The organism is Deinococcus terrestris, assembly GCF_009377345.1.
GTDB lineage: Bacteria > Deinococcota > Deinococci > Deinococcales > Deinococcaceae > Deinococcus > Deinococcus terrestris.
Genome location: NZ_WBSL01000002.1, coordinates 221,847 through 248,616, shown reverse-complemented (window position 1 = coordinate 248,616; position 26,770 = coordinate 221,847). Strand labels below are relative to the sequence as shown.

Annotated in this window: 23 protein-coding genes and 1 pseudogene; 14 read left to right on the top strand and 10 right to left on the bottom strand. The window is 68.4% G+C overall.

Going from position 1 to position 26,770, the window contains the following annotated elements; genetic code table 11:
* The first annotated feature begins 51 nt into the window (after positions 1-51).
* The 7 genes from F8S09_RS07255 (at position 52) to F8S09_RS18310 (ending at position 6,345) form a co-directional block, all read left to right on the top strand.
* Positions 52-351 (top strand): hypothetical protein, encoded by a 300-nt coding sequence (locus F8S09_RS07255; RefSeq protein ID WP_152870615.1) that lies wholly within the window; start codon positions 52-54, stop codon positions 349-351.
* A 334-nt stretch (positions 352-685) separates the two neighbouring features.
* Positions 686-2,365: a biosynthetic-type acetolactate synthase large subunit gene (gene ilvB, locus F8S09_RS07250; RefSeq protein WP_152870613.1), complete on the top strand. Its 1,680-nt coding sequence runs from the start codon at positions 686-688 to the stop codon at positions 2,363-2,365.
* Complete coding sequence (gene ilvN / locus F8S09_RS07245; protein WP_194165257.1) at positions 2,362-2,958, top strand: acetolactate synthase small subunit; 597 nt, start codon at positions 2,362-2,364, stop codon at positions 2,956-2,958. Before ilvB ends, ilvN begins: the two co-directional genes overlap by 4 nt.
* Before the next feature lie 69 nt (positions 2,959-3,027).
* Positions 3,028-4,038 (top strand): ketol-acid reductoisomerase, encoded by a 1,011-nt coding sequence (ilvC, locus tag F8S09_RS07240; protein ID WP_152870611.1) that lies wholly within the window; start codon positions 3,028-3,030, stop codon positions 4,036-4,038.
* A gap of 119 nt (positions 4,039-4,157) precedes the next feature.
* A complete protein-coding gene (locus tag F8S09_RS07235) occupies positions 4,158-4,346 on the top strand; it encodes a hypothetical protein (protein ID WP_152870608.1) in 189 nt (62 codons plus the stop codon).
* Between the two features lie 235 nt (positions 4,347-4,581).
* Positions 4,582-6,126: a 2-isopropylmalate synthase gene (locus F8S09_RS07230; protein ID WP_152870606.1), complete on the top strand. Its 1,545-nt coding sequence runs from the start codon at positions 4,582-4,584 to the stop codon at positions 6,124-6,126.
* Between the two features lie 12 nt (positions 6,127-6,138).
* Complete coding sequence (locus F8S09_RS18310) at positions 6,139-6,345, top strand: isocitrate lyase/phosphoenolpyruvate mutase family protein (protein ID WP_152871020.1); 207 nt, start codon at positions 6,139-6,141, stop codon at positions 6,343-6,345.
* A gap of 58 nt (positions 6,346-6,403) precedes the next feature.
* Here F8S09_RS18310 and F8S09_RS17905 read toward each other — a convergent pair whose 3' ends face one another.
* The 3 genes from F8S09_RS17905 to F8S09_RS07210 all read right to left on the bottom strand — a co-directional run bounded on the left by F8S09_RS17905 (position 6,404) and on the right by F8S09_RS07210 (position 8,436).
* Positions 6,404-6,577: a hypothetical protein gene (locus tag F8S09_RS17905; RefSeq protein WP_227978552.1), complete on the bottom strand. Its 174-nt coding sequence runs from the start codon at positions 6,575-6,577 to the stop codon at positions 6,404-6,406.
* A gap of 93 nt (positions 6,578-6,670) precedes the next feature.
* Positions 6,671-6,988, bottom strand: coding sequence for a rhodanese-like domain-containing protein (locus F8S09_RS07215; RefSeq protein WP_152870604.1), 318 nt, complete (start codon positions 6,986-6,988; stop codon positions 6,671-6,673).
* Positions 6,989-7,056: 68 nt separating this feature from the next.
* Complete coding sequence (locus F8S09_RS07210) at positions 7,057-8,436, bottom strand: MBL fold metallo-hydrolase (protein ID WP_152870601.1); 1,380 nt, start codon at positions 8,434-8,436, stop codon at positions 7,057-7,059.
* A 61-nt stretch (positions 8,437-8,497) separates the two neighbouring features.
* Between F8S09_RS07210 and F8S09_RS07205 the strand changes: the two genes are divergently transcribed.
* From F8S09_RS07205 to F8S09_RS07195, 3 genes are all read left to right on the top strand, one after another.
* Entirely contained in the window at positions 8,498-8,764 is a 267-nt protein-coding gene (locus tag F8S09_RS07205; protein ID WP_152870599.1) for a metal-sensitive transcriptional regulator, read from the top strand.
* Positions 8,765-9,377: 613 nt separating this feature from the next.
* Positions 9,378-10,691, top strand: a complete 1,314-nt coding sequence (locus F8S09_RS07200) for a hemolysin family protein (RefSeq protein WP_152870597.1) — start codon at positions 9,378-9,380, stop codon at positions 10,689-10,691.
* A complete protein-coding gene (locus F8S09_RS07195) occupies positions 10,691-12,004 on the top strand; it encodes a hemolysin family protein (RefSeq protein ID WP_152870595.1) in 1,314 nt (437 codons plus the stop codon). Before F8S09_RS07200 ends, F8S09_RS07195 begins: the two co-directional genes overlap by 1 nt.
* A 309-nt stretch (positions 12,005-12,313) precedes the next feature.
* On the opposite strand, the pseudogene F8S09_RS07190 reads toward F8S09_RS07195, so the two are convergent.
* The 3 genes and pseudogenes from F8S09_RS07190 to F8S09_RS07180 form a co-directional block, all read right to left on the bottom strand.
* A pseudogene (locus F8S09_RS07190) lies at positions 12,314-13,630 on the bottom strand (IS701 family transposase).
* A gap of 121 nt (positions 13,631-13,751) precedes the next feature.
* A complete protein-coding gene (locus F8S09_RS07185) occupies positions 13,752-16,208 on the bottom strand; it encodes a diguanylate cyclase domain-containing protein (RefSeq protein ID WP_152870590.1) in 2,457 nt (818 codons plus the stop codon).
* A gap of 112 nt (positions 16,209-16,320) precedes the next feature.
* Positions 16,321-17,172: a helix-turn-helix domain-containing protein gene (locus F8S09_RS07180; RefSeq protein ID WP_152870588.1), complete on the bottom strand. Its 852-nt coding sequence runs from the start codon at positions 17,170-17,172 to the stop codon at positions 16,321-16,323.
* 89 nt (positions 17,173-17,261) lie between these two features.
* On the opposite strand from F8S09_RS07180, the gene F8S09_RS07175 reads away from it, so the two are divergent.
* The 3 genes from F8S09_RS07175 (at position 17,262) to F8S09_RS17620 (ending at position 20,071) form a co-directional block, all read left to right on the top strand.
* On the top strand, positions 17,262-18,278 hold the full coding sequence (locus F8S09_RS07175) for an SDR family NAD(P)-dependent oxidoreductase (RefSeq protein WP_152870586.1): 1,017 nt from the start codon (positions 17,262-17,264) through the stop codon (positions 18,276-18,278).
* A 21-nt stretch (positions 18,279-18,299) separates the two neighbouring features.
* The gene (locus F8S09_RS07170; RefSeq protein ID WP_227978551.1) at positions 18,300-19,343 is read left to right on the top strand and encodes an alpha/beta hydrolase; all 1,044 of its coding nucleotides are present in this window, start codon (positions 18,300-18,302) and stop codon (positions 19,341-19,343) included.
* A gap of 422 nt (positions 19,344-19,765) precedes the next feature.
* Positions 19,766-20,071 carry a hypothetical protein gene (locus F8S09_RS17620; RefSeq protein WP_194165256.1) on the top strand — a complete coding sequence of 102 codons (306 nt, stop codon included), beginning with the start codon at positions 19,766-19,768 and terminating at the stop codon, positions 20,069-20,071.
* Positions 20,072-20,920: 849 nt separating this feature from the next.
* Here the strand turns inward: F8S09_RS17620 and F8S09_RS07160 are convergent.
* Together F8S09_RS07160 and F8S09_RS07155 are read right to left on the bottom strand one after the other, a co-directional pair.
* The gene (locus F8S09_RS07160; RefSeq protein WP_152870581.1) at positions 20,921-22,189 is read right to left on the bottom strand and encodes a VWA domain-containing protein; all 1,269 of its coding nucleotides are present in this window, start codon (positions 22,187-22,189) and stop codon (positions 20,921-20,923) included.
* Positions 22,186-24,420, bottom strand: coding sequence for a DUF5682 family protein (locus tag F8S09_RS07155; protein ID WP_152870579.1), 2,235 nt, complete (start codon positions 24,418-24,420; stop codon positions 22,186-22,188). The genes F8S09_RS07160 and F8S09_RS07155 overlap by 4 nt, the downstream gene beginning before the upstream one ends.
* Before the next feature lie 51 nt (positions 24,421-24,471).
* Between F8S09_RS07155 and F8S09_RS07150 the strand changes: the two genes are divergently transcribed.
* Positions 24,472-24,705 (top strand): antitoxin, encoded by a 234-nt coding sequence (locus F8S09_RS07150; RefSeq protein WP_152870576.1) that lies wholly within the window; start codon positions 24,472-24,474, stop codon positions 24,703-24,705.
* Positions 24,706-24,707: 2 nt separating this feature from the next.
* On the opposite strand, the gene F8S09_RS07145 is transcribed toward F8S09_RS07150, so the two are convergent.
* Together F8S09_RS07145 and F8S09_RS07140 are read right to left on the bottom strand one after the other, a co-directional pair.
* The gene (locus F8S09_RS07145) at positions 24,708-25,673 is read right to left on the bottom strand and encodes an SMI1/KNR4 family protein (RefSeq protein WP_152870573.1); all 966 of its coding nucleotides are present in this window, start codon (positions 25,671-25,673) and stop codon (positions 24,708-24,710) included.
* On the bottom strand, positions 25,674-26,759 hold the full coding sequence (locus F8S09_RS07140; RefSeq protein WP_152870571.1) for an ATP-binding protein: 1,086 nt from the start codon (positions 26,757-26,759) through the stop codon (positions 25,674-25,676).
* Positions 26,760-26,770: the final 11 nt, after the last annotated feature.

Here is a 26,770-nt window from a genome sequence, read left to right as displayed (position 1 = left end):
GGGGCGGGGAGGGGCAGTTGCTCAGACGGGTGCCAGCTTGGGGCGCGTTCCATGACCCGCGCCCGTGACCGCCGCTTCCTGCTCGCCTTCAGCGTGGGCTTCCCCGTCTTCTTCCTGACGCTGGGGCTGCATGTGCTGGTCGGCTCCGCCCTGCCGGGTCTTACCGTGGGGGAGAGGATCGACAGCTTTCAGGCGGTGTCGGGCGGGCTGATCGGGGCCGGGGTGGTCCTGCTTTTCCTCGCGCTGCGGCTCAGGCCGGAAAGCACAGGAAGGGCGGCCGTGCTGGGTGGGGCGCTGGGGGTGCTGATCGGCGGCGTGGCGGCGTGGTTTCTGGTGCCGCTCTACGTCTGACTGGATTCCGCCTCAGCCATCGGGCGCTGCTCTGGACCTGCCCCCCCCCTTATACGGCCCCACTCGTCTAGGTCGCCGCCCCGCCCGGCCCCCGCCCACGCCGTACGGTGCTGCCATGCCGCCGCGCACCGTCCTCACGCTCATTCTTGGCCCCGGGGTTTCTGGAGGCTGAGCGCTCAGCGTTGCCACAGACACCCCGCCCCAAGCCAGAGGGCGGGATTTTCCATTTTCAGTGCCCAGCAGGTCACAGCCAGCAGGTCACAGGAGGTCAAGAGATGAGCATTCGTCCCCAGCCCCACCCGCAGCCCCGGACACACTCGGCGCGGAGCCTGCCATGACCCCCCCCAACGGCGCCCAGGCCCTCTGGCAGACGCTCGCCGCGCACGGCGTCGGGACCGTCTTCGGGTATCCCGGCGGCGCGATCATGCCGGTGTACGACGCGCTGACCCTCTTTCCCGACATCCGCCACATCCTGGCGCGGCACGAGCAGGGCGCGATCCACGCGGCGGAAGGCTGGGCCAAGGCGACTGGCGACCTCGGCGTCTGCCTGGCGACCAGCGGGCCGGGCGCCACCAATCTGGTGACCGGCCTGGCCGACGCGATGATGGATTCGGTGCCGCTGCTGGCGATCACCGGCAACGTGGCCCGGCACCTGATGGGCACCGACGCCTTTCAGGAGGCCGACATCACCGGGATCACGTTGCCGATCACCAAACACAACTACGTGGTGCAGGAGGCGGGCGACCTGCCCCGCGTCGTGGCCGAGGCCATCCACATCGCCCGCAGCGGTCGCCCCGGCCCCGTACTGGTGGATATCCCCAAGGACGTGCAACTCGCGGCCTTTGCCGGGGAGGTCCACGGCCCGCAGGCCCCGCCGGAAGCGCCCGCGCCCGACCCGCACGCCCTCGAAGCCGCCGTTGCCTTGCTGAAGGAGGCCCGCAGGCCCGTCCTGATGGTGGGCGGCGGTGCCCAGGGAGCCGCCGCCGAGGTCACCGCCTTCGCCCGCGCGTGGCGCATCCCGACCATCACCACCCTGATGGGCCTGGGCGCCTTTCCCGCCTCTGATGGGCTGTGGCTGGGGATGCCCGGGATGCACGGCAGCGTGGCCGCCAACCGCGCGATCTCGGAGGCGGACGTGCTGATCGGCATCGGCCTGCGCTTCGACGACCGGGTGACGGGGCGCGTCAAGGACTTCGCCTCACGGGCCAGCATCATCCACATCGACCTCGACGCCGCCGAGATCAGCAAGATCGTGCGGGCGCACGTGCCGGTGCGTGCCGACGCGGGGCGGGCCGCCCGGCTTCTCACCGAACGGGCCCAGCCCCTGAGCCACCCCGAGTGGACCGCCACGCTCGCCGAGTGGCGCACGCGCGGCGAGCACCCGGCCCACTGGGGCGCCGCCCAGGCGGTGCGGCAGGTCGTCTCGCGCCTCGGCCCCGGCGACATTCTCAGCACCGACGTGGGCCAGCACCAGATGCTCGCCGCGCAGCTCGCCCGCTTCGACCGGCCCCGGCGCTGGCTGACCTCGGGCGGCCTGGGCACGATGGGTTTCGGCTTCCCGGCGGCCATCGGCGCGGCCCTCGCCGAACCCGGCGTGACCAGCATGGTGATCGCCGGGGACGGCGGCTTCCAGATGACCGCCCAGGAACTCGCCACCCTGACCAAGTACGGGATTCGCAACGTCAAGATCTGCATCGTGAACAACTCCTACCTGGGGATGGTCCGCCAGTGGCAGGAACTCTTCCACGAGCGCCGCTACTCGGAGGTCTACCTGGGCGACTCCAATCCCGATTTCCTGAAGCTGGCGGACGCCTACGGCATTTCCGGCTGGCGGGCCGACAACGCCGACGATCTGGAGGGGGCCATCGACGCCTGGCTCGCCCACGACGGCAGCGCCCTTTTAGAAGTGGTGGTCCCCAACGAGCACGGCGTCTTCCCGATGGTGCCCGCCGGGGCCGCGCTGAGCGAGATGATCGAGACGGAGCCGCAGGCCGTCCCCGGGGGCCGGGCATGAGCGCCGACCACCTGGTCAGCGTGCTGGTGCGTGACGAGCCGCGCGTGCTGACCCGCATCACGTCCCTCTTCGGCCGCCGCGCCTACAACATCCGCAGCCTGTCGGTGGGCCGCACCGAGCAGCCGGGGGTCAGCCGCATGACGTTTGTCGTGACGGGCGACCGGAACATCGTCGAGCAGGCGATGAAACAGCTCGAAAAGCTGCATGACGTGCTGCACGTGGTCGATCACGGCCTGCACAAGTACGTGGACCGCGAACTGGTGCTCCTCAAGGTCGCCATCACCCCCGAGAGCCGGGTGGAGGTCCGCCAGATCGCCGAGGACTTCCGCGCCCGCATCGTGGACGTGGGCCGCCACGCGCTCACCTTCGAGGTCACGGGCGACGAGGGCAAGGTCACCGCCTTCATAGAGCAGATGCGGCCCTTCGGCATTCTGGAGACGATGCGGACGGGCCGGGTGGCCCTGACACGCGGGTCCAACGCGGACCTTCCGGGGCAGGTCTTCCACGGCGGGGAAACGGAGGTGCTGCGGCCCGTACTGGAGGCGCCGGAGCCGAGTGAGACGCAGGCGGGAGGGATGCCGGGGGTGTCCTAGACGCAGGAGCCGCGCGCCTCCCCTAGCCCGCATTCCCCCCCACCTCACACTCTGTAGGAGAATCCCCCCATGACCGCGACCATGTACTACGACCGCGACGTGGACCTCTCGCCCATCGAGGAGAAGCTGGTCGCCATCATCGGCTACGGCAGCCAGGCCCACGCCCACGCCCAGAACCTGCGGGACAGCGGCCTGAACGTGGTCGTCGGTCTGCGCGAGGGGTCCGCGAGCCGCGCCAAGGCCGAGGGGGCGGGCCTGCGCGTCACCACCGTCGAGGACGCCACCCGCGAGGCCGACGTGGTGATGCTCCTGATTCCCGACGAGGCGCAGCCGGGCCTGTACGAGCAGAGCATCGCTCCCCACCTGACGCCGGGCAAGGCGCTCGCCTTCGGCCACGGCTTCAACGTCCACTTCGGGCGCATCACGCCGCCCCCCGATGTGGACGTGTTTCTGGTCGCCCCCAAGGGACCGGGGCACATGCTGCGGCGCATCTATGCCGACGGCGGCGGGATGCCCGGCATCTTCGCCGTCGCGCAGGACGCCAGCGGGGGCGCCCGCGCCCTGGCCCTGGCGTACGCGCGCGGCATCGGCTGCACCCGCGCAGGCGTGCTGGAAACCACCTTCAAGGAGGAAACCGAAACCGACCTGTTTGGGGAGCAGTCGGTCCTGTGCGGCGGCGTCACGCACCTGATCCAGGCGGGCTTCGAGACGCTGGTGGAGGCCGGATACCAGCCCGAGATCGCCTATTTCGAGACGCTCCACGAGGTCAAGCTGATCGTGGACCTGATCTACGAGAAGGGCTTTGAGGGAATGCGCCACTCGATCTCCAACACCGCCGAGTTCGGTGACTACGTGACCGGCCCGCGCATCATCACGGAGCAGACCAAGGCCACCATGAAGGACGTGCTGACCGACATCCAGCAGGGCCGTTTCGCCGAGCGCTTCATCGCGGATGCCGAGGCTGGATTCCCGTATATGCAGGAGCAGCGCGGGAAGATGCGCGGCCACCTCTTGGAGACCGTGGGTACCGAGCTGCGCGGCAAGATGCCCTTTATCGAGAAAAAGGAACTGGAAGTTTAGGCCGCTTCCGTTCAGGCCGCCTCTCCACTGGGAGGGCGGCCTTTCTCCGTCCACGCTCGCGGAACGCCAGCATTCTCCAGGAGACCAAAGAACCTAAGTGTAAGGCGTACACTAAAGGCATGACGACCCTTCAAATGCTGAAAAAACTCCGCCCTGAACGTTGGTTTCGCCGTCACGCCCAGCCGCGCCTGAGCTGGGAGGGCCGGGGGGAGCGGATCAGTCGCCGCGCCCTAGTCGTGACCGAGGAGGAGATGCGGACGCACCACCGGCTGGAAGCCCAGAGCGCGGCCGAGCGCTACGCCAACTGAGCCCCGGCGCCGGACTGGCCTGAAGTTGGCCGCCGCACCCTCCCCCCGTGCAGACAACTTGCGCCCCCAGCCTGGCCCGACCCGTAGAGTGACCCCATGCTCAAGTTCAGCGGCCTGCTTCTTCTTCGCGTTCCTCCGGTGGAGTGAGCGGCGGAAGGCAGCGCCCGCCCGGCCCCCGGAGGAAAGCCTCTCCGGGGGCTTCTTCTTTTTCCCCTACCCTTCAGAGGAGCATCCGATGACCCAGCCCCAGGCCGACCGCATCCGCATCTTCGACACCACCCTGCGCGACGGCGAGCAGTCGCCCGGTGTGGCACTGAACCACGGGCAGAAGCTGGAGATCGCCCACCAGCTCGCCCGGCTGGGCGTGGACGTGATCGAGGCCGGGTTTCCCATCGCCTCTCCCGGCGACCTCGAAGGCGTGTCTCGCATCGCCCGCGAGGTGCGCGGGCCGGTGATCGCTGGGCTGGCCCGCGCGGGCCGCGCCGACATCGAGGCGGCAGCGAGGGCGGTGGAGGCCGCCGATAAGCCCCGGATTCACACCTTCATCGCCACCAGCCCGATTCATATGGCTCGCAAGCTGAACCTGGAGCCGGACGCGGTGGTGGAGCGGGCGGTGGAGGCCGTCACGCTGGCCCGCTCCTTCGTGGACGACGTAGAATTCAGCGCCGAGGACGCCACCCGCAGCGACCCCGCCTTCCTGGTCCGCATCTTCCGCGCGGTGGTGGAGGCCGGGGCGAGCACCATCAACGTGCCCGACACGGTGGGCTACACGACGCCCGCCGAGATGCGCGCGCTGTTCGCGTCCCTGAAAGCTGAGCTGCCGGGGCACGTCATCCTCTCCGCCCACTGCCACGACGACCTGGGGATGGCGGTCGCCAACTCCATCGCGGCGGCCGAGGGGGGCGCCCGGCAGATCGAATGCACCGTGAACGGCATCGGTGAGCGGGCCGGAAACGCCAGCCTGGAGGAGATCGTGATGGCCTTCCGCACGCGGGGGGACGTGTACGGCTTTCAAACCGGCATCCGCACCCGCGAGCTGTACCGCGCTTCCCGGCTGGTGAGCCGCCTGAGCGGAATGCCGGTGCAGCCCAACAAGGCCATTGTGGGCGACAACGCCTTTGCCCACGAGTCGGGCATCCACCAGGACGGGGTCCTCAAGGCCCGCGAAACCTACGAGATCATGCAGGCCGAGCAGGTGGGCCGCGAGGCCGCCGTGCTGGTCATGGGCAAGCACTCGGGCCGCGCCGCCTTCCGCAAGGCGCTGACCGATCTGGGCTACACGTTGGATGAAGAGCGCGTGGGGCCGCTGTTCGCCCGCTTCAAGGACCTCGCCGACCGCAAGGGGCAGGTGTCCGCCGACGACCTGCGGGCGCTGGTGGACAGCCGCAGCGACGTGCCGCAGACCTTTGCGCTGGAGGGCTTCCAGATCACCTCCGGCATGAACATGACCCCGGTGGCCTTTGTGCGCCTGAAGACCCCCGACGGGTCCGCCGAGGCCACCGCGCACGGCGACGGCCCGGTCGAAGCGGCGTTTCAGGCCATCGGGCGCCTCACCGGCATCAGCCCCGTGCTGGAGAGCTACCGCATCCAGGCGGTCACGGGTGGCGGCGACGCGGTGGGCGAGGTCAGCATTGGTGCCCGCTACGGCGAGATCAGCCTGCACGGCACCGGGGTCGCCACCGACGTGGTCGAGGCCAGCGCCCGCGCGTGGCTGCGGATCGTGAATCAGGTCGTCGCCGGAATGGGCAAGAGCCGCCAGGTGACGCAGGCTTCGGTGTAGCGACGGGCCTACCTGAGAGCGGGGGCGGACAGCCTCTTCGTTCCCCTGCTGACCGATTCCGCGACGATCCGCCTGCTGAGGGAGAAACTGGGCGGTCCCGTGACGGTGATGGCGTTGCCCGGAGCGCCCTCAGTGCCCACCCTGCTAGACGCCGGGGCCACGCGGGTCAGCCTTGGTCAGAGCGCGATGCTCGCTGTCCTGGGGAACACGGACACCTGATCACAGCAGCCAGGAGCATCACCACCGCAAAGAGCAGCAGTTGAACCACACCGCTGAGCTACACATTCAGCGCCGCGCCCAGAAAGGTGCCCACCACGCCGCGAACGCCGAACCAAAGGACTGAGCGCCACTCGATCTGCCGATTCAGGGCACAGGGAACTGCTCCGATCAGGCTGATACCGCCCACGATGGCGAGCGATTCGGTAATCGCCAGCTTCTCCGGCTCGCCCACGAAGTAGACCAGTACGCACCGTCAGGATCAAGCCGCCCGACCCCAGCAGGCAGAGGCTCAGCCCGATCAGGGCCGCACCGATCCAGGCGAAGATCATGGCTGTTCGCCCCGGTGGAGGTCACAGCCCTCACGCACCCAGGCCGCGGTGCCCCCGGAGAGGTTCATCAGCCCGGCCTTGCCCTGGGAGGCGAGGTAGGCCGCTGCTTGCGAGGAACGGTTGCCGCTCGCGCAGATCAGAACTGTGTTGGGCGCAATCTCGTCCTCTCGCCCGACGAGTTCGCTCAGGGGGAGGTTCACGGCGTCAGGGACATGTCCCTGGGTGTACTCGCTGCGTTCACGCACGTCGATCAGTCGCGCGCCCTCACGCTTCTTGACCTCAAGTTCGGTGGTGAAGATGTCCTGGTAGGTCATGGGAAGGTCACTCCTTTCAGCGAAAGGCGGAGGCGGCCCGGTCCTGCACCGCCTCCGCCGGGTAGGGGTCAGGCGTTCTGGCTTTTCGCCCAAGCGTCGTAGCCCCCGGCAAGCTCCAGCACGTCGAAGCCCTCAGCCCGCAGCAGGCTTGCGGCGGCGGCGCTCCTGGCTCCGCCCTGGCAATGCACGACGATCTCGCGGTCACGCGGCAGGGTGTCCAGCCGCCAGGGCAGGCGTCCGGCGTGCAGCTGGCGGGCACCGGGGATGTGGCCCTCCTCGTACTCGGTCTTCGCCCTCACGTCCAGAATCAGCGCACCTTCGTGCGAGCCGAGTTTGGTCGCGGGGATGGGCTGGGCGGGGACGGTGTCCAGGCCCTCAGCATTGGGGATGAAGCCCGTCACGCGGTCCAGCCCCACCATCCAGAGCTTGCGGCGCAGGGCCTCAGCGCGGTCGGTAGGTGCGAGCAGGATCAACTCGCGGCCCGGCTTGAGCAGCCAGCCCGACCACGTCTCCAGCGTGCCGCCGTCGGGAATGTTCACACTGCCCACGGGCGCGGCGGCCTGGTGCTCTTCCTTCTTACGGGTGTCGATGAGGCGGGCACCGGCGGCGACTCTGGCTTTCACGTCGGCGGCGCTCAGCTCGGCGAGCGGCTGCACCTCACCCAGCAGGGCGGGGCCATCGCGGTTCTCGGTCTTCATGCGGCCGTAGTACAGCGGCGCGTCGGGCTGGCCTTCGAGGAGTTCCTTCGTGAAGCCCTCCTCGTCCCCCTTCTCGACGAGCTTGCCCCACCAGCTCAGCGCCCGCTCGTAGCCGACGGTGGTCGTGGGCACCGCGCCCAGCGCCTTGCCACAAGCACTCCCCGCCCCGTGACCAGGCCAGACCTGCACATAGTCGGGCAGGGTCAGGAACTTGTCGCGCACAGAAGCGAACATTTGCTTGGCGCCCACGTAGCGCGTGTCCTGACCGCCTGCTGCCTCGTCCAGCAGGTCCGGGCGCCCCAGGTCTCCGACAAAGACGAAGTCACCGGTCAAGATCATGCTGGGCGCGTCGCCACGGGGCGTATCGGTGACCAGAAAGCTCAAGTGCTCGGGCGTGTGGCCCGGCGTATGGACGGCCTGGATGCGGATGTTGCCCGCCATGAAAGTGTCCCCGTCATGGAGCTTTTGGTGTTCATCGTCGTAGGTGTACCGCCAGCCCTCGCCTCCCTCGTCCGAGAGCAGCAGCTTCGCGCCGGTGGCCTTTGCCAGTTCGCGGCTCCCTGACAGGTAGTCGGCGTGGATGTGCGTTTCGGTGACGTGCGTGACGCGCAGCTTCTGGGCCTGCGCCTCGTCGAGGTACTGGGAGATGTCGCGCACGGGGTCTACTACGAGGCACTCGCCGGTCTTCTGGCAGCCGATCATGTAGGACGCCTGGGCCAGGTCCGTGTCGTAGAAGCGCTTGAAATACATGCCACGAGCATATACCCCCTCCCCCTATCCTGTCAAATACCCTAGGGGGTATATTGGAGGCATGACTGCGACCCTGCCTGTCAGTGACCGGACCGCCGAAAAGACGAAGATCCTGAACCGCCTGCGCCGCCTGGAAGGGCAGCTGCGGGGCCTTCAGAGAATGGTGGAGGAAGAGAAGAGTTGCGTGGAGGTCATGGGCCTGTACGCCAGCGCCAAGAGTGCGCTGGAGTCCACCGGCGACGTGATTCTGGAGACCTACGTCGAGATGTGCCAGGCGCGTGAGGAGAAGCCCGCCGACCTCGTGAAGCTGCTCAAGCTCGCCCGCTAAGAGAGCTATGAGTCTTCCTTGTTGCTCAGCCCGCAGGACCTGTGCCAGCGCTATGAACCTTGTATCCGTCCGGGGCAAGTCGGCGACCAGGCCGCAAGCCTACGTCAGGACGTTGTCACCTTTGCGGGCGTGAAGCTCAACCGGCGAACACGTGACCTCAACGGCCCACTAGCGCGCCGTAGGCTCGGTTCCCGGGAAGCGGGAGTGTCGCAGGCCTTCGAGGATCGGCCCCATCAGGTGGTGAAGTGGACCGAACTGATGAGCACAGTTCAATGTTGCGCTGCAAGCTCGCCCTGGTCATGCAGTAAGCGGGCATTCGCTTGGTGGAGAGCTGGGGCTTCAGACTCCACTGGTACCTTCCACATATTGAGGGTTGAGCAGGGGTGCCATGGTCAGGACGGACCTTGGTCATTCGGCACCCACTCGGAGAGACCCACCCCAGACAGCCGCCTCAGCCTTTGTAGGTGGCTCTGGTTTTGGAACAGCCCTCACATGGCCCTGACGTCATCCCTGTATGATATCCCTCTATGACGTTGCCCAGTAGTGACAACGCCGAACCTCCCAGTTCTGCCGACAATTCGAGCCCTCTCGCTTCGAGATCCGGTGATGCGCGTTGAGTGCGCTGCTCCCGGTGCTGGTGATCCTGTTGATGGTGGCCGTCAACGCCCTGTACGTCGCCGCCGAGTTCGCGACCGTCGGGTCCCGCAAGTCGCGTGTGCAGGAGGCCGCTGAAGGAGGCAACCGGAACGCGGCGGGGCTGCTCGCGATTCTGCGGGACCCCGCCCGCGTCGACACCTACGTCGCGGCCTGCCAGATCGGCATCACCCTCAGCAGCCTGGTCGCGGGTGCTTACGGCCAGTCGCAACTCACGCCCCTGCTCACACCGGCGCTGGGCGCCGTGGGCGGGCCGGTCGTCGCCACCATCATCGTGCTGGTCCTGATTACGGCACTCCAGGTGGTGCTGGGCGAACTGCTGCCCAAGACCGTGGCACTGCGTTACCCGGAACGCCTCGCCATCGCCACCCTGCGGCCCATGCAGCTGAGCCTGTGGCTCTTCCGGCCGTTGATCGCCCTGTTCAACGGCACCGCCTTCCGCCTGATGCGGGCCTGGGGCCTGAATGCCGACCACAGCCACGCGCACGTCCACTCGCCAGAGGAACTTGAGGACCTGTACCGCGAGAGTGCGCGGGGGGGCCTGATCGACGCGGCCGAGCGCGACATGGTCGCGGGCGTCCTGAATGTGGAGGACCGCGTGGTGCGCGAGATCATGACCCCCCGCACGCGTATGGTGACGGTCCCCGCTCATCTCCCGGTGCAGGAGGCCCTGAGGCAACTGGCCCCTACCTCCTACACACGCTTTCCCGTGACAGGTGAGTCCCCCGACGACGTCATCGGCGTCGTGAACTTGCGTCAGGTGTTCCTGCTGGCCGAGAGGCGACCCGGCGCCCAGGTGGGCGACGTTATGCACCCGCCCCTGATCGTGGCCGAGAGCATGGCCGTGCCCGACCTGTGGCGCAAGCTGCGTGAAGCCTCCCGGCAAAGCGCCCTGGTGGTGGATGAGTACGGCAGCGTGGCCGGGATGGTCACGTTGGAAGACGCCTTGGAAGAGATCTTCGGGGAGGTGCAAGACGAGTTCGACCAGGAGGAGGACCCCGTGGTGGTCCAGGGGAGCCGCGTCACCGTGCGGGGCGACGTCTTGATCGAGACCCTGAATGACCGCTTCGACCTCGACCTCCCCACCGATGAGGTGGATACGGTCAGCGGGTTGATGTGGCAGGAACTGGGTGGGCTCCCCCGCCTGGGCGACGAGGTGCGGGTCGGTGACCTCGTGCTCCGGGTCGAGGCGATGGAGCGCCGCGCCGTGCAGCGGGTGAGCTTCTTGCTGCCCAGCGGCAGTATTGACCGGGATGACCGGGGGAGCCTCTGATGCTGGAGTACCTCATCCCCATCGTGGTTATCCTGGTCCTGGTCGTGCTCAATGGCCTGTTCGTCGCCGCCGAGTTCGCGCTGGTCGCCTCACGCCGCACCCGGCTCGACCTGCTGGCCGAGGGGGGCAGCGCCCCCGCCCGCTGGCTGCTGCGGATTTTCGACCACCCCACGGGCAAGGACCGCTACATCGCCATCGCGCAGCTGGGCATCACGTTGGCCTCCATCGGGTTGGGCATGTACGGCGAACCGGCCATTGCGAAATGGCTGTATGGTCCCTTCGAGAACGCGGGGCTCTCGTATGCGGCGGCGCATACCCTGGGCTTCATCATCGCGCTGAGCCTGATCACGTTCATGCACGTGGTTTTCGGGGAGATGATCCCCAAGGCGCTGGCGCTCCAGACGCCCGAGTCCGTGAGCGTGCGGGTCAATCCCCTGATGCGCGTCTTCGGGTTCGTGTTCCGGCCCCTGATCGCGGTGCTGAACTTCCTGGCCCTGTCGCTCATGCGCCTCTTGAGAATCAAGGATCCCGGCAAGGAGGCGCTGCTCTACACTAGCCGTGAACTTAGCCTGATCACCGAGGAAAGTGCACAGAGCGGGCAGCTTGGCGAAACGCAGCGGGACCTGATCCACAACATCTTTGCCCTGGAAGAGCGCACCGCTGAGGAACTGATGACTCCTCGCCGGAGTCTGGACGCCCTGTCGGTGGACGCTGCGCCCGGAGACGTGCTGGGCCGGATCGCCCGCTCACCGCGCAGCCGCTACCCGGTCTACGAGGGCAATCTCGACGAGATTGTGGGCGTGCTGCACGTCAAAGATTTCATTCGGGCACGGGCGACGGGCGCCTCACTGGATCTGGGGCACCTCGTCCGCCCACTGCCCAGCGTGGCCGCGGCCGCGAGCGCCGAGGATCTGCTGGCCCTGTTCAAGCGCGAGCGGCTGCACGCCGCCCTGGTAGTCGACGAGTTCGGCGGCACCCTGGGCTTCGTGACGATGGACGACCTGATCGAGGACGTCATGGAGGAAGAGGACCTGGACAGCGACTGGGTCCGCCGCAACCCCGACGGCTCCTATTCACTGGACGGCGAGGTGCCCCTCAGTGAGCTGCGCGAAGACCATGACCTGAACCTGCACAGTGACGCGGCGACGACCATCGCCGGGCTGTTGCTGGAAGCCCATGGGACCGTGCCGCCGCCGGGGATCACGCTGCATGTGCAGGGCCACGATCTCACGGCCGAGGCCGTCGACGGTTTTAAGATCACCCGCGTGCGGGTCCGGCCGGTTGCCTCAGCCGACACCTCGCGCAGCGCGTGACGATTACGGTTGTTCCGGATACGCTTCTCCTGCCCCCCAGGTGAGCCCTGTGGCATTACTCTGGCGCCTGCTGCTGCCGACCCTCCCGGCCTGTCTGGCCTGAACCCATGCCCTTCCTGACAGCCCACCCACCAGCGAGAAGGTCAATCACGTCACGCGCACGGTCTCCAAGGCGGCCAGCGCCTTGGTCGTGGTCTTAAGCAGCCTGACTCCAGAATCCTCATTACCAAGAACAACCCCGTCGCTGTCGGGGAGAGGTTTGCTGGCCTGCATCCTGGCGAGGTGTGACTAGCTGTACTTCGGGGAAATTCAGGGGCCGCTGAATAAGGCCGTGCAAGTGTGACATTGGCGGCAAGGAGGTGGCGGGGATAAGTCCTCTGCCACCTCCGCTCGAATGGCAGGAATGGTGTCGCCTCTGAGGTCGTCGGGCTGGGTGAGGCGAAGTCATTGTAGGAAGGTCAGGGCGACCATACACAGCACAGCGTGGTGATGCAGACCGTGCCAGGACCGGCCCTCGAAGTGGTCCAGCCCAACTTCGTCCTTCAGCTCCCGGTGGGTCAGCTCACACGCCCAGCGGAGAGAGGTGACTTCCACCAACCGCGACAACGGCGTGTCAAGGGGCAAATTGCAGACGTAGTATCTGCGCTCCTCACCTCGGCGCTGTTCCCCGATGATCCAGGCCGCTTGACCCGGCAGATGTTGACTGCGAGCGTATTTCTCCCCATCTGCCAGGCGAACGTATTCAGCCGCGAAGCGTCCGGAGAGCGGGCCTTTAGTTCCATGTCGCCATACCAGGTGCTTCCATACAGCACCCGCCAGCACTTCTTCTACCGACAGTCGGTCCTCGGACGGGGTTGGGTACGTCGGTTTCCTGCCCCGGAAGATCCGAGGGCTGGGGATCAAGTAAACGTCCTTGGGATAGACCGTCTGCGTGCGAGTAATGCCGACTGACCATAGCCGTCCTCGCTCGGTGAGTGCCTGCCGGAACTGGGCGTTCACGCCGTACCCGGCATCGGCCAGAACCATGCCGAAGGTGACGTGTGGGCGCACCCGGTCCAACTCCTTCAGGGCCAGTTCGCACTTGGTCTGCGGCGGCTGGTGTTCCAACGGAACACCAGCCGCCCTGAGCCGAGCGGGATCGCTGGTCCACTCCTGCGGCAAGAAGAGCCTTAGGGCGAGCGGAACCGGCAAGTCGTGCTGGGCCAACGTCAGGGAGACGAGGCATTGACAGGGAGTAATCTTCCCGACCTGCCCGGAATATTGACGGGCGACGCCGACAGACTTGGTGCCGAACTTCGCCAAGCACGTATCGTCGACGATTAGTACGGCGTCTTTGCCCCTCAGCATCTGCTGGGCCCGTTGAGCAAGCAGGGTTTCCAGGAGCGCGGTCAGCCAGGGGCTGTCGGTGATGAACTGCTGGAGATGATCCTTTTTCCCCGGCGCCACCACGGCAGTCAAGGACTGCATGCTTTTTCGATGGACCGTACTGCACAATCCACGGACGTACAGTGGCGCCCAGGTCCGCTGGGCTCGGTGGCGAAAGTGCACCAGAAAGGGCGCAAACCAGGTGGGGAAATGTCGGGTCAACCGAGGGGGTCGAGAACGCTTCAACAAGAAGGCCAGCATCGCAGATGCTGGCCAGGACGACGCCGCTAAATATTCCCCGAAGTACAGCTAGCTTCAGGGTGGGGTATACCCCAACACCACGCCGAGCTTCTCACTCCATCTCGACCGGAGCGATCTCTCCTCACGCGTCAGAACGGGGAAGGTACCAGTGGAGGCTGAAACCCTGGCCGCGCACCGTGCGGATGCCCGCCTGCTCCGTCACCGACGCGAGCTTGCGGCGCAGGGTCGAGACATAGGCGTCCAGGGTGCCCCCGGAGTCCATTCCCCCGGCCCCCATCAGCTCTGCGCGGGGGACGACCTGCTGACTGCGCGCGGCCAGCGCCTGCAAAATCTCCGATTCCCGGAGGCTGAGCGTGGTCCGGCCGAGCGGTCCGCTGACTTCGCGCGTCCGAACGTCCAGTGTGGTGTCCCCAAACGTGATGAGCTCCTGGCGGGAGGTGGCCACAGGCTGCTCCGTCCGGTGGGTCTTTCTGACCCGCTTGTCGGCATACAACCGGGTATCCGCCAACGCCACCACGTCGGCGGCGGTCACGGCCTCGTCCGGCCAGCGGGCCACACCGAACGAACAGCCTGCCTCAGCAAATCCAGCTGCTCGGGCGGCGGACACGCCTGCATCCAGGACTTCCAGCACGTTCGCCTGCACCGTATCCGGCGTCGTGGTCCGGCCATGCTCCATCAGCAGCGCGATCTCGTCCCCGCCCAAGCGAAAGACGTGCATCCCTTCCGGGGCGCTGGCCCGCAGGTGGGCCGCGAACACTTGCAGCAGCATGTCCCCAGCGGCGTGGCCGCGGGTGTCGTTGATGGTCTTGAGCCCGTCGAGATCAAGCATCGCCACGCTGAAGGTGGCCTGCTTCGTCGCCTCGCGCAACTGCGCTTCAAAGGCCCGGCGGTTGCCCAGCCCCGTCAGGACGTCGGTCAGGGCCGCTTCATGGGTGCGGCGCACGTGTTCCTGCGCTTCGACCGCCGCGCGCAGGGCTCGGCCCGTCGCGCCCAGTACCCGGCGCTCACGTTCACTCCAGCGGCGATCCTGTTTCATGCGGCCCAGCAGCAAGACATAGGTCAAGCCGTTCGCGGTTCCGGCTGGAAGACTGGCAAAGCCTTGCAAGCCCGCGGCGACCAAGGCCGGGTGGCCTACCCGGTCCTGCGCATACCCGCTGACGAAGGTCGGGTCGTCATGCCGCGCCGAGCGGTGGAGGGGGGGGTCACGGACACCCAACAGGCCCGGCAACTGAAGCTGCACGAACGCACCGTCCTGCTCATCCCGGGCCCAGACGGTTTCGAAGGTCACCTCGTTGCTGTGAATCTGGGCCAGGGTGCACCAGTCGGCGTCGACCAGCCGCATGACGAGGGCGACGGCGTGCCGGGCGAGGTCCAGCGGCTCGAGGTCAAGCTGCATCAGCTGCGAAACCCCGAGCAGGGTCTCGCTCACGAGCTGGCTTTCGTGCAGCGTCTGAATCAGGCCCGCGTTGGCTTCCAGGGCGCGCTGAAGTTCGACGTTCTCGAGATGCTTGAGCTCGGCCTCACGACGGGCCGCTTCGGCTCCGAGACGCTGAAGGTCCGCTTCCCGACGGGCGGTCTCCGCCTGGTGGCGTTCTTCGAGCTTGAGCAGTTCGGTCTCGCGTTCCTTCTTGTAGAGCCCCTTGTTAAAGGCCACGAGTTCCTGACTCAGCGCGTACGCCTGCTCGAACTGCCCGAGCTGGGCGTGGCAGTCGACACGGATGGGGAGGACGGCTTTTTGCTCGAGTTCGGTGAGGGTAAAGTCACGCAGGTGTTCGTAGGCGTCCAGCGCCGCTGCGTACTCCCCAGCATGATGCTCCACGATGACTCGCGCGTAGAGCAAGTTCCGCCGCAAACCTGCCGATAACTCAGGAATCTCCCGCAGCGCGGCGTCCAACTCGCGCCTGGCCTGGCCAGGGTCCCCACGCTCGGTCCAGACCTGGGCGAGGTGACACACGGCGCTGACCCAGGTGCCCAGCTCGCGGACCGAGAGCGCGAGGTCCCGGCCACGCTCCATGCAGGTGACGCCCTCTGCATGCCGACCCGCCTGGTAGTCGAGGATGCCGAGGTTGACGTAGGCCCGGGCGAGGCTGGGCACGCCCCGGGGCCTGGCCTGTTCCAGCACCTCCACCGCCGTGCGGAAATACTCCCCAGCCTTCTCCACGTCGGTGATGAACCACAGCACGCCGATATTGAGCAGCGTCAGCCCCTGCTGGGGGAGATTGCCGAGGGTGCGCGCGACGTCAAGGGCTTCGTGGTGGTGGGCGAGGGCCTGGTCCCGCTGACCCAGGCGGTCGGACGCGAGGGCAGCCAAGTTGAGCGCTCGCCACAGCCACGTGAGGTCTTCACGTGTCCGTAGGCCTGCCGCCGCGGTCAGGGCCATCCTCAACGCTTCGGCGTGCTGACGGTGCGCCAGGGTGATCCCGCTCTGCACCGTCTGGGCCTGGAAGGTCCACTCCGGGTCGTCTTGCCAGGCCTGGACGATGTCCTGGGCGCGTCCCGGTTCGGCGGAGCGGGTCCTCCAGGCAAGGTCGAGTTGCTCGGAGGGGAGGAGGGCACCGGGTGCGGCCGAGGACTGCATTGACCGATTATGAAGCGGCGCTGGCTGGCAGCATATACGCGAGGTAGACGATCAGCTTCAGTTGGCGGGGGTAGGGGAGGGGGGAGGTCTGCGGCCGCCCACACCGCCCCTCTCAACGCTCAGAAGCCAATCGCGCAAACACTGCAGCCGTCGGTGACCCTGGCTCCACGGTGTACACCAGCAGTTTCAGGTGTGGCGCCCCCATTACCTGCAACCACGACGCGTTCAACACCAGTTCCCCAACCTCCGGGTGCCGCATCACCGTCCGCGCCGATCCGTGCGCCCGCACCTGCCGCTCCGCCCACAGGCGCGTGAACTCCGCGCTGGCCTCGCTCAGCGCCGCTACCTGCCGTGCGAACCACCCGTCGTCCGGGTACCGGCTGCTGTCCAGCCGGAACGCCGCCACGAGCGCCCGCGCCTCCTCCTCCCAGTTCACGACGCTCGCGCGGACAGCCTCGTCAAGGAACATCAGCTCCAGCAGCGACCGACCGTCCAGCACGTCCGCCCGTCCGCCACGGTCCAGGTAACGCGCGGCGTCGTTGACGGCGACGGGCCGCCAGTGTCGGTCGAGCAGCACCGCCGGGGCGGGCAGGAACGCGCCAAGCACCTGCTGAAGGGCCGGATCCCAGGTGTCCCCGGGGGGTGAGGCCACGCCGCTCAGCAGGCCCCGCACATACGCACCCTCCTCGGACGTGCAGCGCAGCGCGTCCAGGACGCGCGTCAGGGTCCCCACTGAAGGGTGAATGTCCCGGCCCTGCTCCAGCCACGTGTACCACGACACGCTGACATCGGCGAGCAGCGCGACCTCCTCCCGCCGCAGACCGGGCGTGCGGCGACGTGTCCCGGGCGGCAGACCGACCGATTCGGGACGCAGCGACCGACGCTTCTCCTGCAAAAACGCCCCGAGTTCCCTTCGTCTCGCTTCGGCCACCTTGCCTCCCTTCAGCCTGTCAGCGTGACTCATAGGATAATCCCTTGACTGGTTCTGGTCCGCGCCGCACGCGATGGTGAGGGCATGCCGCGACCCCCCGGAGTCGCGCGGAAAGGACTTCCATGACGAACGATCCCACGCCCATCACCGCGAACGCCTCTATCGGCACGTGGCTCGACCATCCCGTCGGCGGGCCGCTCCTGCGCGAGATGCTTGCGCAGGGCGGGCAGGACGCCAGCGTCTTCACACCCATCCGCAACCTTCCCCTCGCGCAGCTCGTCACCCTCAGTGGCGGCCAGATGAGTCAGGCGGTCATCGACGACCTCGTGCGGCGCGCCAACGGCGGCGTCCTGCCCGACGAGGTAAGCTCCCCGCAGGGCTGGACGGAACGCATCACGCCCGGCCGCTTCGGGGGCCGGACCGTCATCGTGACGGGCGCCGCGAGCGGCATCGGACGCGCTGTCGCCTCCCGCATCGCCCGCGAGGGTGGACGCGTCATCGCTGCGGACCTCTCCGGAGACCGTCTCGAGGCATTCAGGGCTGAGCACGCTTCGCTCGATATTGTCCCCATCGTCGCGGACGTCACGAAGCAGGCGGACATTGAGGCCATCGTCGCTGCTGCTGGGGACCGACTGGACGGGCTCGCGAACGTCGCGGGCATCACGGACGACATGACGCCCCTGCACGAGGTCAGTGACGCGGTGTGGTCGCGGGTGATGGCCGTGAACGTGGACGGCCCATTCCGCCTGACACGCGCGGCCCTTCCCCTGATGCTCGCAGCGGGAGGCGGGTCGGTCGTGAATGTCGCGTCGGAAGCGTCGCTGCGCGGCTCCGCTGCGGGACTGGCCTACACGACGTCGAAGCACGCGGTGGTCGGCATGACCCGCAGCGCGGCGTTCATGTACGGTCCGAGCGGCGTCCGTGTGAATGCCGTCGCGCCGGGCGGCGTCGCGACGGGCATAACCGCCAACTTCGCGTCCCCGCTGGGGCAGCAGCGGCTCGGGCCGTTCCTCGCGCTCATCCCGCCGGTGGCGCTGCCGGAGCATCTCGCGGCGAGCATCACGTTCCTGCTGAGCGACGACGGTGTCAACATCAACGGGGCGGTCTTGCCGTCCGATGGCGGCTGGTCCGTCCAGTAGCCAGCACGCCCAGGAGGAAGGATGAACACCACAAGACGGCTGGGGCTCGGCGTGGCGCTCGGTGCGCTGGGCGCGTGGATGTATTCAAGGCGCGCCGCGTCATACGTCCGGCTACATCCCGAACTGCGGTCCCCACTGCTGCGCCTGCGTCACCCGGCCTTCAGTGGGCCGGTCGTCTCGGCGCTCAGCCGTGTTCCGCGCCGCGTGTCCGACCCGGCAGACGTGCACTTCGAGCGGCGCGACGTGCCCGGTCCGGCGGGGGCGCCCGACGTGACGGTGCTGCTGTACCGTCCCCAGAACGGCCAAAGGAACCCGGCGGCCCTGCTGTACCTCCACGGCGGGGGGTTCATCACGGGTTCGGCGGACGCGTACCACCGGCAGTGCACGCGCTTCGCGAACGAGCTGGGGCTGCTCGTGGTGAACGTGGACTACCGCCTCGCGCCCAAGACGCCCTTTCCGGGGCCGCTGGAGGACTGCTACGCCGCATTGAAGTGGCTTCACGCCCACGCTGCGGAACTCGGCGTCGACCCTGAGCGGATTGCCGTGGCGGGGGACAGCGCCGGGGCGGGGCTCGCAGCAGGGCTCGCGCAGCTCGCGCACGACCGTGGGGAGGTGTCCGTGGCCTTCCAGCTGCTGCTGTACCCCATGCTGGACGACCGGACGGTGCTGCGAACCGATCACGGGGGCCGGGGGGAATTTGTGTGGACGCCCGGCTCGAACCGGTTGGGTTGGACAGCCTACCTGGGGCACGCGCCCCGCCTGGAGGACGCGCCCGCGTATGCGGCGCCCGCCCGCCGGGAAGACCTCTCGGGTCTTGCGCCCGCGTGGATCGGAGTGGGCACCCTGGATCTGTTTTACCTGGAGGACCGGGAGTACGCGCGCCGCCTCGTGGAGGCGGGGGTGCCGTGCGAGTTCTTCGAGGTGGACGGCGCCTATCACGCGAGTGAACTGTTCATGCCGGGTGCGTCGGTATCGGGCCTGTTCCTGGAACGGAGCCTCGACGCGTTGCGGCGTGGATTGCAGCTTCACCCGCCGATCCTGGCACCCAGCCCATCAGCAGGGTGACGAGGCCGGGCGCGGAGGTCGCCACCGAAGAGCCGTGGAGCCGGCACAGATAAGGAATGCCCTGTCGTCGACTTGGACGACCATCGGCAAGGATGGAGCGGACTCCCAGCGGGAGGGCCAGCTCGTGGGAACGGAATAGTCCTTCGGACATGGTGTCAGCAGGACGGCCGCCTCGAAGGCCGCCAGGGAGGGGAGAGGTTCATCACGCTGCTGGCGGCCAGGACGCCCTGGCGAGCAGCAGCGTCCCCCCTCAGCCGCCCGCGCTCCACGCCTGCCAAGCGCGCCGCAGGGTGGCGATCACGGCCGGCGCCCCTCGACGTGCCGGGGCTGCTGGACCACCTTCTCGAGGTTAGCCTGCCCAAGGACAGCGGCCTGGCAGGACTGATCTTCCTGCCCACTGCTCGGAGGACCGCGCCGCCGCCTTGCTCTGGCAGGCCGCCTACAGGGGGCCGCCCCTGCGCTTCTGGGTGCTGGACCTGCCCGAACCGCTGGTGGAGGGCGAGTGGCTGGTCCGGCGGGCCGCCCGCCACGGCCTCCCGGTCGAACTGCACCCGTATCCTCTCACCGCAACGCCCGACCGCGAGGACGACGCCGCCCCCGCGCTGCTGTGTGAGGGAAGTGGGGACGCATGGGGACGCATGCGGCTGGGCGCTGTACGGCTACGCGCTGGTGGACTTGCAGGCGGGCAAGCGGCTCCCCACGCCGAAGGGCCTCGCGGGTGGGCTTAACCGGCAGGGGGGCTGCGGTCGGGACCTGCGCTACCCCGTTGCAGCATTCGCCCCGGATAACCGCCTGCTAGTGCGGGACGGCAACACTTTGACGTGGTGGCAGTCCTGAACCGGTGGCGGCTTCTGAGACTCGTCTCGGCACCTGGCCGTCCGATTTGCTGAGATCTGCTGCGCGTGCGCTTCCTGACTCACGAGGGCCGCCGCACTGCGCATCAGGGCGTCGGTCACTGGGTGGGAATACCAGGCCGGGAGCTCCAGCATGACTTGATGGTGCTCAAGGACCGCATTGAGGTCGTCATCGTCACGAACGCGGTCGAGGTCGAGCAGCAGACGCTGGCGGAGTCAGCGTGCCGTGGGAGAATCCGGGAGGCCTTCCAGCAGCGTGCGGGTCCGCCGGTAGTGGCGCTCGGCTCTGGGGCGGTCTCCCAGTTCGCATTGGCCGATGATGCGAAACTCGGGAGATTCACGGTGGAGCGTGAGCTGTCCCAGCGCCCTCAGCATTTCCCGCTGGTCCCCGGAAGGAATGCCGCCGTCATGGAGCCCCAGCTCCCGGAAGACCGCCTCGTACTCCCGCTCGGTCGCGGTGCCCCGGTTCAGCAGCCTCTCCCGCCACCCGTTGTTCCGCGCGAGGTACTGCTTCCTTCCACCGCTCGAAGAGGGCCTGTTGCTCGGAAGGCAGCTGGATATGAGCCTAAGCGGCCCGCAGGAACATGAGTTCTGCCAAGTGCAACTTCAGCCGCCGTTCGTCTTGGTCGGTTGCGCGTTGCCGGTATCGGTCCCAGATGCTCAGGCTCCCGCCCACCGGACCAACCAGCGTGGCCCCACCACCCATCGCCGCACAGATAGATGTCACGCCCCCCTGCCCGGACTTCCCCCGGTTTCGGCCCCCGCCCGCGCCGTCACGATGCCGCGCGAGGCCGCCCAGGCCCCGATGTCGGCTCCCCCCAGCGCAGTCGCCATCAGCTCGGGGAAGTAGTCCGGCGTGCAGGCGAAGACCGGAATGCCCAAAGCGGCCAGCTTCGCCGCGTTGTCGTGGTCGTAGCTCGGCCTCCCGTCGTCGTCGAGGGCCAGCAGCACGATCACACGGGCTCCCATCTCGCGAAATTCGTTCAGGCGGCGGATCATCTCGGCGCTGCCCGAGCCCTCGTACAGGTCGGAGATCAGGACGAAGGTGTGCTCCTCGGGGTTGGTGAGCAGGCCCCGGCAGTAGCGCAGGGCCAGCGGCGTGTCGTTCCCCCCGCCGAGCTGCACGCCGAACAGCACATCCACCGGGTCGGCGAGGTGCTCGGTCAGGTCCACGACCGCCGTGTCGTACACGACCACGTTCGTCTTCAGGGCCGGGAGGCTCGCCAGCACCGCGCCGAAGATGCCCGCGTAAACCACGCTGGATGCCATGCTCCCCGACTGGTCCACGCAGAGGGTCACGGCCTTGAGTTGCCGCCGGGCGCGTCCGTACCCCACCAGCCGCTCGGGAATCACGCTGCGGCGCTTGGGGTCGTAGGTCCGTAGATTTCTAAGGAGGGTGCGGCCCCAGTCCACCTCGTTCTGGCGGGGGCGCAGGTTGCGCTGCGAGCGGTTGAGGCTGCCCGTCACGGCGCTGCGCAGCGGCTCGGCGAGGCGGGCCTGCAGGTCGTCCACCACCCGCGCCACCACCTGCCGCGCCAGCGCCTTGGCCTGGTCCGGCATGGCGTCCTTGAGGCTGATCAGGGTGGCGGCCATGTGCACGTCGGGTTGCAGGTGCTCCATCAGCTCGGGTTCGAGCAGCAGGGTTTTCAGGTTGAGCCGCTCCACCGCGTCCCCCTGCATGACCTGGACTGCCGACTGCGGGAAGAGGTCGCGGACCTCGCCCAGCCACGCCGCCACCGCCGGGGCGCTCTTGCCGAAGCCCACGTTGCGGTGCGACTTGCGGCCCCCCTGCGGCCTCCCGGTTTGCAGGGTGAAGGGTGCGCCGTCGTACAGCGAGGCCAGCGCCGCGTCGAGGCGGCGGTCGTGCTCGCCCAGCTCGCAGCCGATGCCGTCGGCGCTCTCGCCTTTCGCGGTCTCGCCGCCCAGGAGGAGGCGCCAGCGGCGCAGGCGTTCTTGCTCGGGAGTCAGGTTCTGGGGAGCGGGTTCAGTCATTGAGCGTCTCCTTGAGGCAGCGTCACGCCCAGCAGCCGCAGCACGACGGGCACCACGCCCGCCCCTAGGTCGCCGTTGACCTGCGCCGCCTGTTCGGCGCGTTCCAGCCCGCGCAACTCCTCGCCCAGCCTCTTGCGGGCATGTGGTTCCAGGCGCGAGAGGGCGCGGCGCAGGGGGGGCAGCACCTCGCCGAAGGCGTCCGGGTCGAGTTCCGTCACCCAGGCGTCGAGCAGGGCTAGGGCCGCCGGGTCGTGCCGCAGCGTCCCGCCGTCCTCGCCGATGAAGCCGCCCAGCCACGCGGCCACGTCGAGCGGCGGTGCCCCCGGCGCGAGCGCCGCCGCGAGCCTGGACTGCACCTGTTCGGCGTCGAGGATGCCCCGGTCGCGCAGGCGGTTCACGGCGTCGCCGCGCAGGAGGGGCGCGGTGCCCTCCGCGTCCAAGGCGTGCAGGGCCGCCACCCATTCACCACTCGCCTCCGGGTCGTCGAGGAGGCGCACCGCCGCGTCGGCCCCCACGATCTGGCCGTGGAGCGTTCCGGCAGCCTCCTCGCCCAGCCCGTGCGCGGCGTTGGGCAGCCCGGCGGCGGCGCGGGCGATCAGGGTGCGGAACACGGGTCGCAGGTCGTCGCCCTCGCGCGCCCGCACGTCGCCGTAGCGGGCCAGCCGCGCCAGGGGCGGCAGCGAGAGCAGCAGCGCGGCGGTGTCGGCGTCGGCGGCGCGGGCGTCCAGCCGGGCGAGGGTGAAGCTGGCGGCGCCCGGCAGTCCACACAGCCGCGTCACCTCCAGCAATGCCGAGAGGGCGCCCAGGTCCGGGGCCTGCCGCGCCTGGGAGATGGCCGCCGCGTTCGCCGCGCGCACCAGCGTGTTGCCGTGACGGCTCGCCTCGACGAGGCGCACGCTGAACTCCGGCTCCCAGCGCAGGGTCCACGCCTCCTTGAAGGTGCCCGCGCCCCGGCTGGCCGCCTCCCTCGCCCACGGCACGCCGAGCAGGTTCAGGCGGTGGAAGAGCTGCGAGCGGCCCAGGCCCGCGTCCTCGCGCAGGTCGAGGGTGACTTGGCGGGTGACAGCCTCGCGCTTCAGGCGCAGCCGGGCCAGCGTTCCGGCCAGGTCCTGTTCCAGCGGCACGGCGGGCACACCGGAGGGGACAGTGCCCAGCGCCTCGCCCACGAACAGCTCTTCCGAGAGGAGGCGCAGCGGGGTGTCGGAATCCCAGGCGAAGACGGCTCGCGTGGCGTCGGTCAGCTCGTCCAGGCCCGCGAGACTCCGCCCGCGCAGGGTCGCCAGCGCGTCAGCCAAGCGCACTGCGTCGATCACCTGGGCACTCGACGCATCCAGCCCACGCTCGCGCAGCAGCCGTGCCGAGCGGGTCAGCCAGCGCTCGGTGACCTGCGCAGGCGTGCCGTAGAGGTGCGCGTACCAGCCCGGCGACGTGACGCCCGCCCCGTACCCGCTCGCCTGCGTGAGCCGTCCGTGCGTCCAGGGGGTGAGGGTGAGGGCGACCTTTGCTTTGGGGAGATTCTTGACCCGCGCCGGGTCGGCCTTCGCCTCGCGCGCCAGCACCTCGGGGGTGAGGGCCGGGGCATGCCACGCGCCACAGACCACGGCCACGCTGCCGCGTCCCAGGGCCGCTCGGATGGTCTGGCGCATCTGCGCCTCACGGATGAGGTCGCGCTCCGAGGTGTGCCCGTCCTCATCCTCGCGCACCGCCGCCATGACCTCGGCAATCGCCGCGAAGACCGCCTCGCCCTCGCCGCGCGACTCGACCAGGGCGTCCCACCAGCGCTCGAAGTCGCTGTAGCCCGCCGCCCCAGCCAGCAGCGCGAGCGGGTCGGTGCGCACGGCGTCGGCGGGAGAGGTGGGCACCGGCTCGGCGTCCGGGTCGGCTTCGGCTGGAACGTCCCCTTCCTCCTTCTGCGCGAGGGTCACGCTGGCGGGCAGGTCCATGAAGGCCACGGGAACGCCGCGTTTCAAAGCCCAACGGATCGCCACGAACTCCGGGCTGAACTCGGCCAGCGGGTAGAACACCGAGCGCTCGGGCTGGCCCTGCACATGCGCCATGACCGCGACGGGAGGCGTGAGGGCGGGGTCGTTCAGGAAGGGTAGCAGGCCGTCGGCGTCCACCGGCCCCTCGATCAGCAACGTGGCGGGCGGGTGGGCCTCCAGCGCCCTTTCCACGCTGCGCGCCGAACCGGGTCCGTGGTGGCGAATGGGATAGATGGTGAGGTCAGACATAGCAACGCTCCGAAAGAGGTGTATGGATAAATTTCAGCAAGAGGTGAACCTGTGGCACGCCACCGAACGTTCAAGAGTGGAAACAGTCAGGAGGTCCGGAATCCGCCAGAGCGTCAACCGTCTGACGACGAGGGGCGAATCGCGCGGCGGGGTCGGAAGCTGATCATCACGTTGGTGCAGGGGCAGGATGGCCGGGCCACTTTTGAGGCGCTGGCTGCCTTTGACGGCCCCATCGAACGCGAGCAGCCCGCGATGCAGCAACGGGAAGTGCTGGAGGACGGCTGAGGTCAACGGGATTCCCAAACTTCTGTTAGGGCTTCCAGCACGCCCCGCGCCGCCTCCGGTGTGAACTGAAGACCTTCCGCCGTGGACGCAATCCGGCCCCGTGCCCGCGCGTCCCTCAGCCAGTCCGCCACAAAGTCCGGCGCGTAGCCGCCAGTGGAAAAGCCCTGGCTATCTGCGAGGGCGACCAGCGAAGGGTACACGCCCTCGACGTAGCTCTCCCCGTCCCGGACGGCGTGGCGGTGGCTGTGAAGCAGGAATTGCAGGTCGTACATCAGCGTCGAGTACGGGTCGGCGTGCAGCGCAAAGAAGCCCTTCTCGTGCACGATGACGGCGGCCAGCGCCCGCAGCCGCGCGGCCATGGTCGGATCGGGAAAGGCCGCCAGCAGCGCCTCCAGTTCCGGGCTGAACGCCCCTGTCTGGATACGCTCCAGATCGTCGGCCTTGGTTTCCTCCGGATCGTCCCCGAACGCCTCTTCCGGCAACAAGCCCTTCACGAAGGTGGCGAAGTCCGGGGCCAGCCACGTGATGCGGTAGTCCCCCTCCTGATCCACGTGGACCACAGAAGGCTCACTCTGGGGGCCGCACGCCCGGTAGTCCAGCGCCACCATGTCGTGTCCCGCCGAGGGGCAGTCCGCGAAATAGACCCCGATGGGCGGGTAGCCCCATTCGCTCACCATGAACTGACTGGCCTCCGGCAGCCCAGAGGTGTGCTGTCCGCCGATGCCGAAGAGGCTGGTGATGGCGACGTGATCCTCCGCCCAGGAGGTCGCTTCCGATGTGGGAAAGCAGGTGCGTGCGGGCAGCCCGCCGTTCTGAATCTTCAGCAGTTCCACGTAAAGAGTCGGCAGACGGTAGCCGAGTTGCGCCTCCACCGAGACGACGAGTTCGGGCGTCAGGGGCGGCAGAATCAGGTCCCTGCGCTGGTAGTCCATATGGTCGGTGGACCAGAAGCCCGTCAGGTCATCCACTCAGCTCACCTCCCGGCACGCCGCATAGAACTCCTTCCACCCGGCCCGTTTCTTGACCGCCGTCTCCAGGTACTCGTTCCACACGGCCTGGTCCTGCACCGGGTCTTTCACCACGGCCCCGATGACGCTGGCGGCCACGTCACGGCTGCTCAGCTCGCCGTCGCCGAAGTGGGCGGCCAGGGTCAGCCCGTTCGTGACCACGCTGATCGCCTCGGCCACGCTGAGGCTGCCGCTGGGGGTCTTGAGCTTGGTCTTCCCGTCCTCGGTGACGCCCGCGCGCAACTCGCGGAAGACCGTCACCACGCGCCGAATCTCGTCGAGGGCCGGGGGCAGCTCGGGCAAGCCCAGGCTGCGGCCCAGCGCCTCGACGCGGCGGATCACGATGCTCAGTTCGTCCTCCAGGCTGTCGGGCACGGGCAGGACGACCGTGTTGAAGCGGCGCTTGAGGGCACTCGACAGGTCGTTGACGCCCTTGTCGCGGTTGTTCGCCGTGGCGATCAGGTTGAAGCCGCGCACCGCCTGCACCTCCGTGTTTAGCTCGGGCACCGGCAGCGTCTTTTCCGAGAGGATGGTGATGAGGGTGTCCTGCACGTCGCTCTGCACGCGCGTCAGCTCCTCCAGGCGGGCGATCTTGCCCTGGCGCATGGCGTGCATGACCGGGCTCTCGACGAGCGCGGCCTCGCTGGGTCCCTCGGCCAGCAGCCGCGCGTAGTTCCAGCCGTAGCGGATGGCGTTCTCGTCGGTGCCCGCCGTCCCCTGCACGAGCAGGGTGGAGTCGCCCGAGATGGCGGCGGCCAGGTGCTCGCTCACCCAGCTCTTGGCGGTGCCCGGCACGCCGATCAAGAGCAGCGCCCGGTCGGTGGCGAGGGTCGCCACGGCGATCTCCATCAGCCGCGCCTCGCCCACGTACTTCGGGGTGATCTCAGTATCCCCGGCCCGCCCGCCCATTAGATAGGTCAGGACGGCGCGCGGACTGAGGTTCCACTTCGGCGGGCGCGGGTGACGGTCATGCTCGGCGAGGGCGGCGAGTTCGTGGGCGTAGGCTTGCTCGGCGTGCTGGCGCAGGACTTCGGGGGTGCTGGTCATGGCAGGCTCCT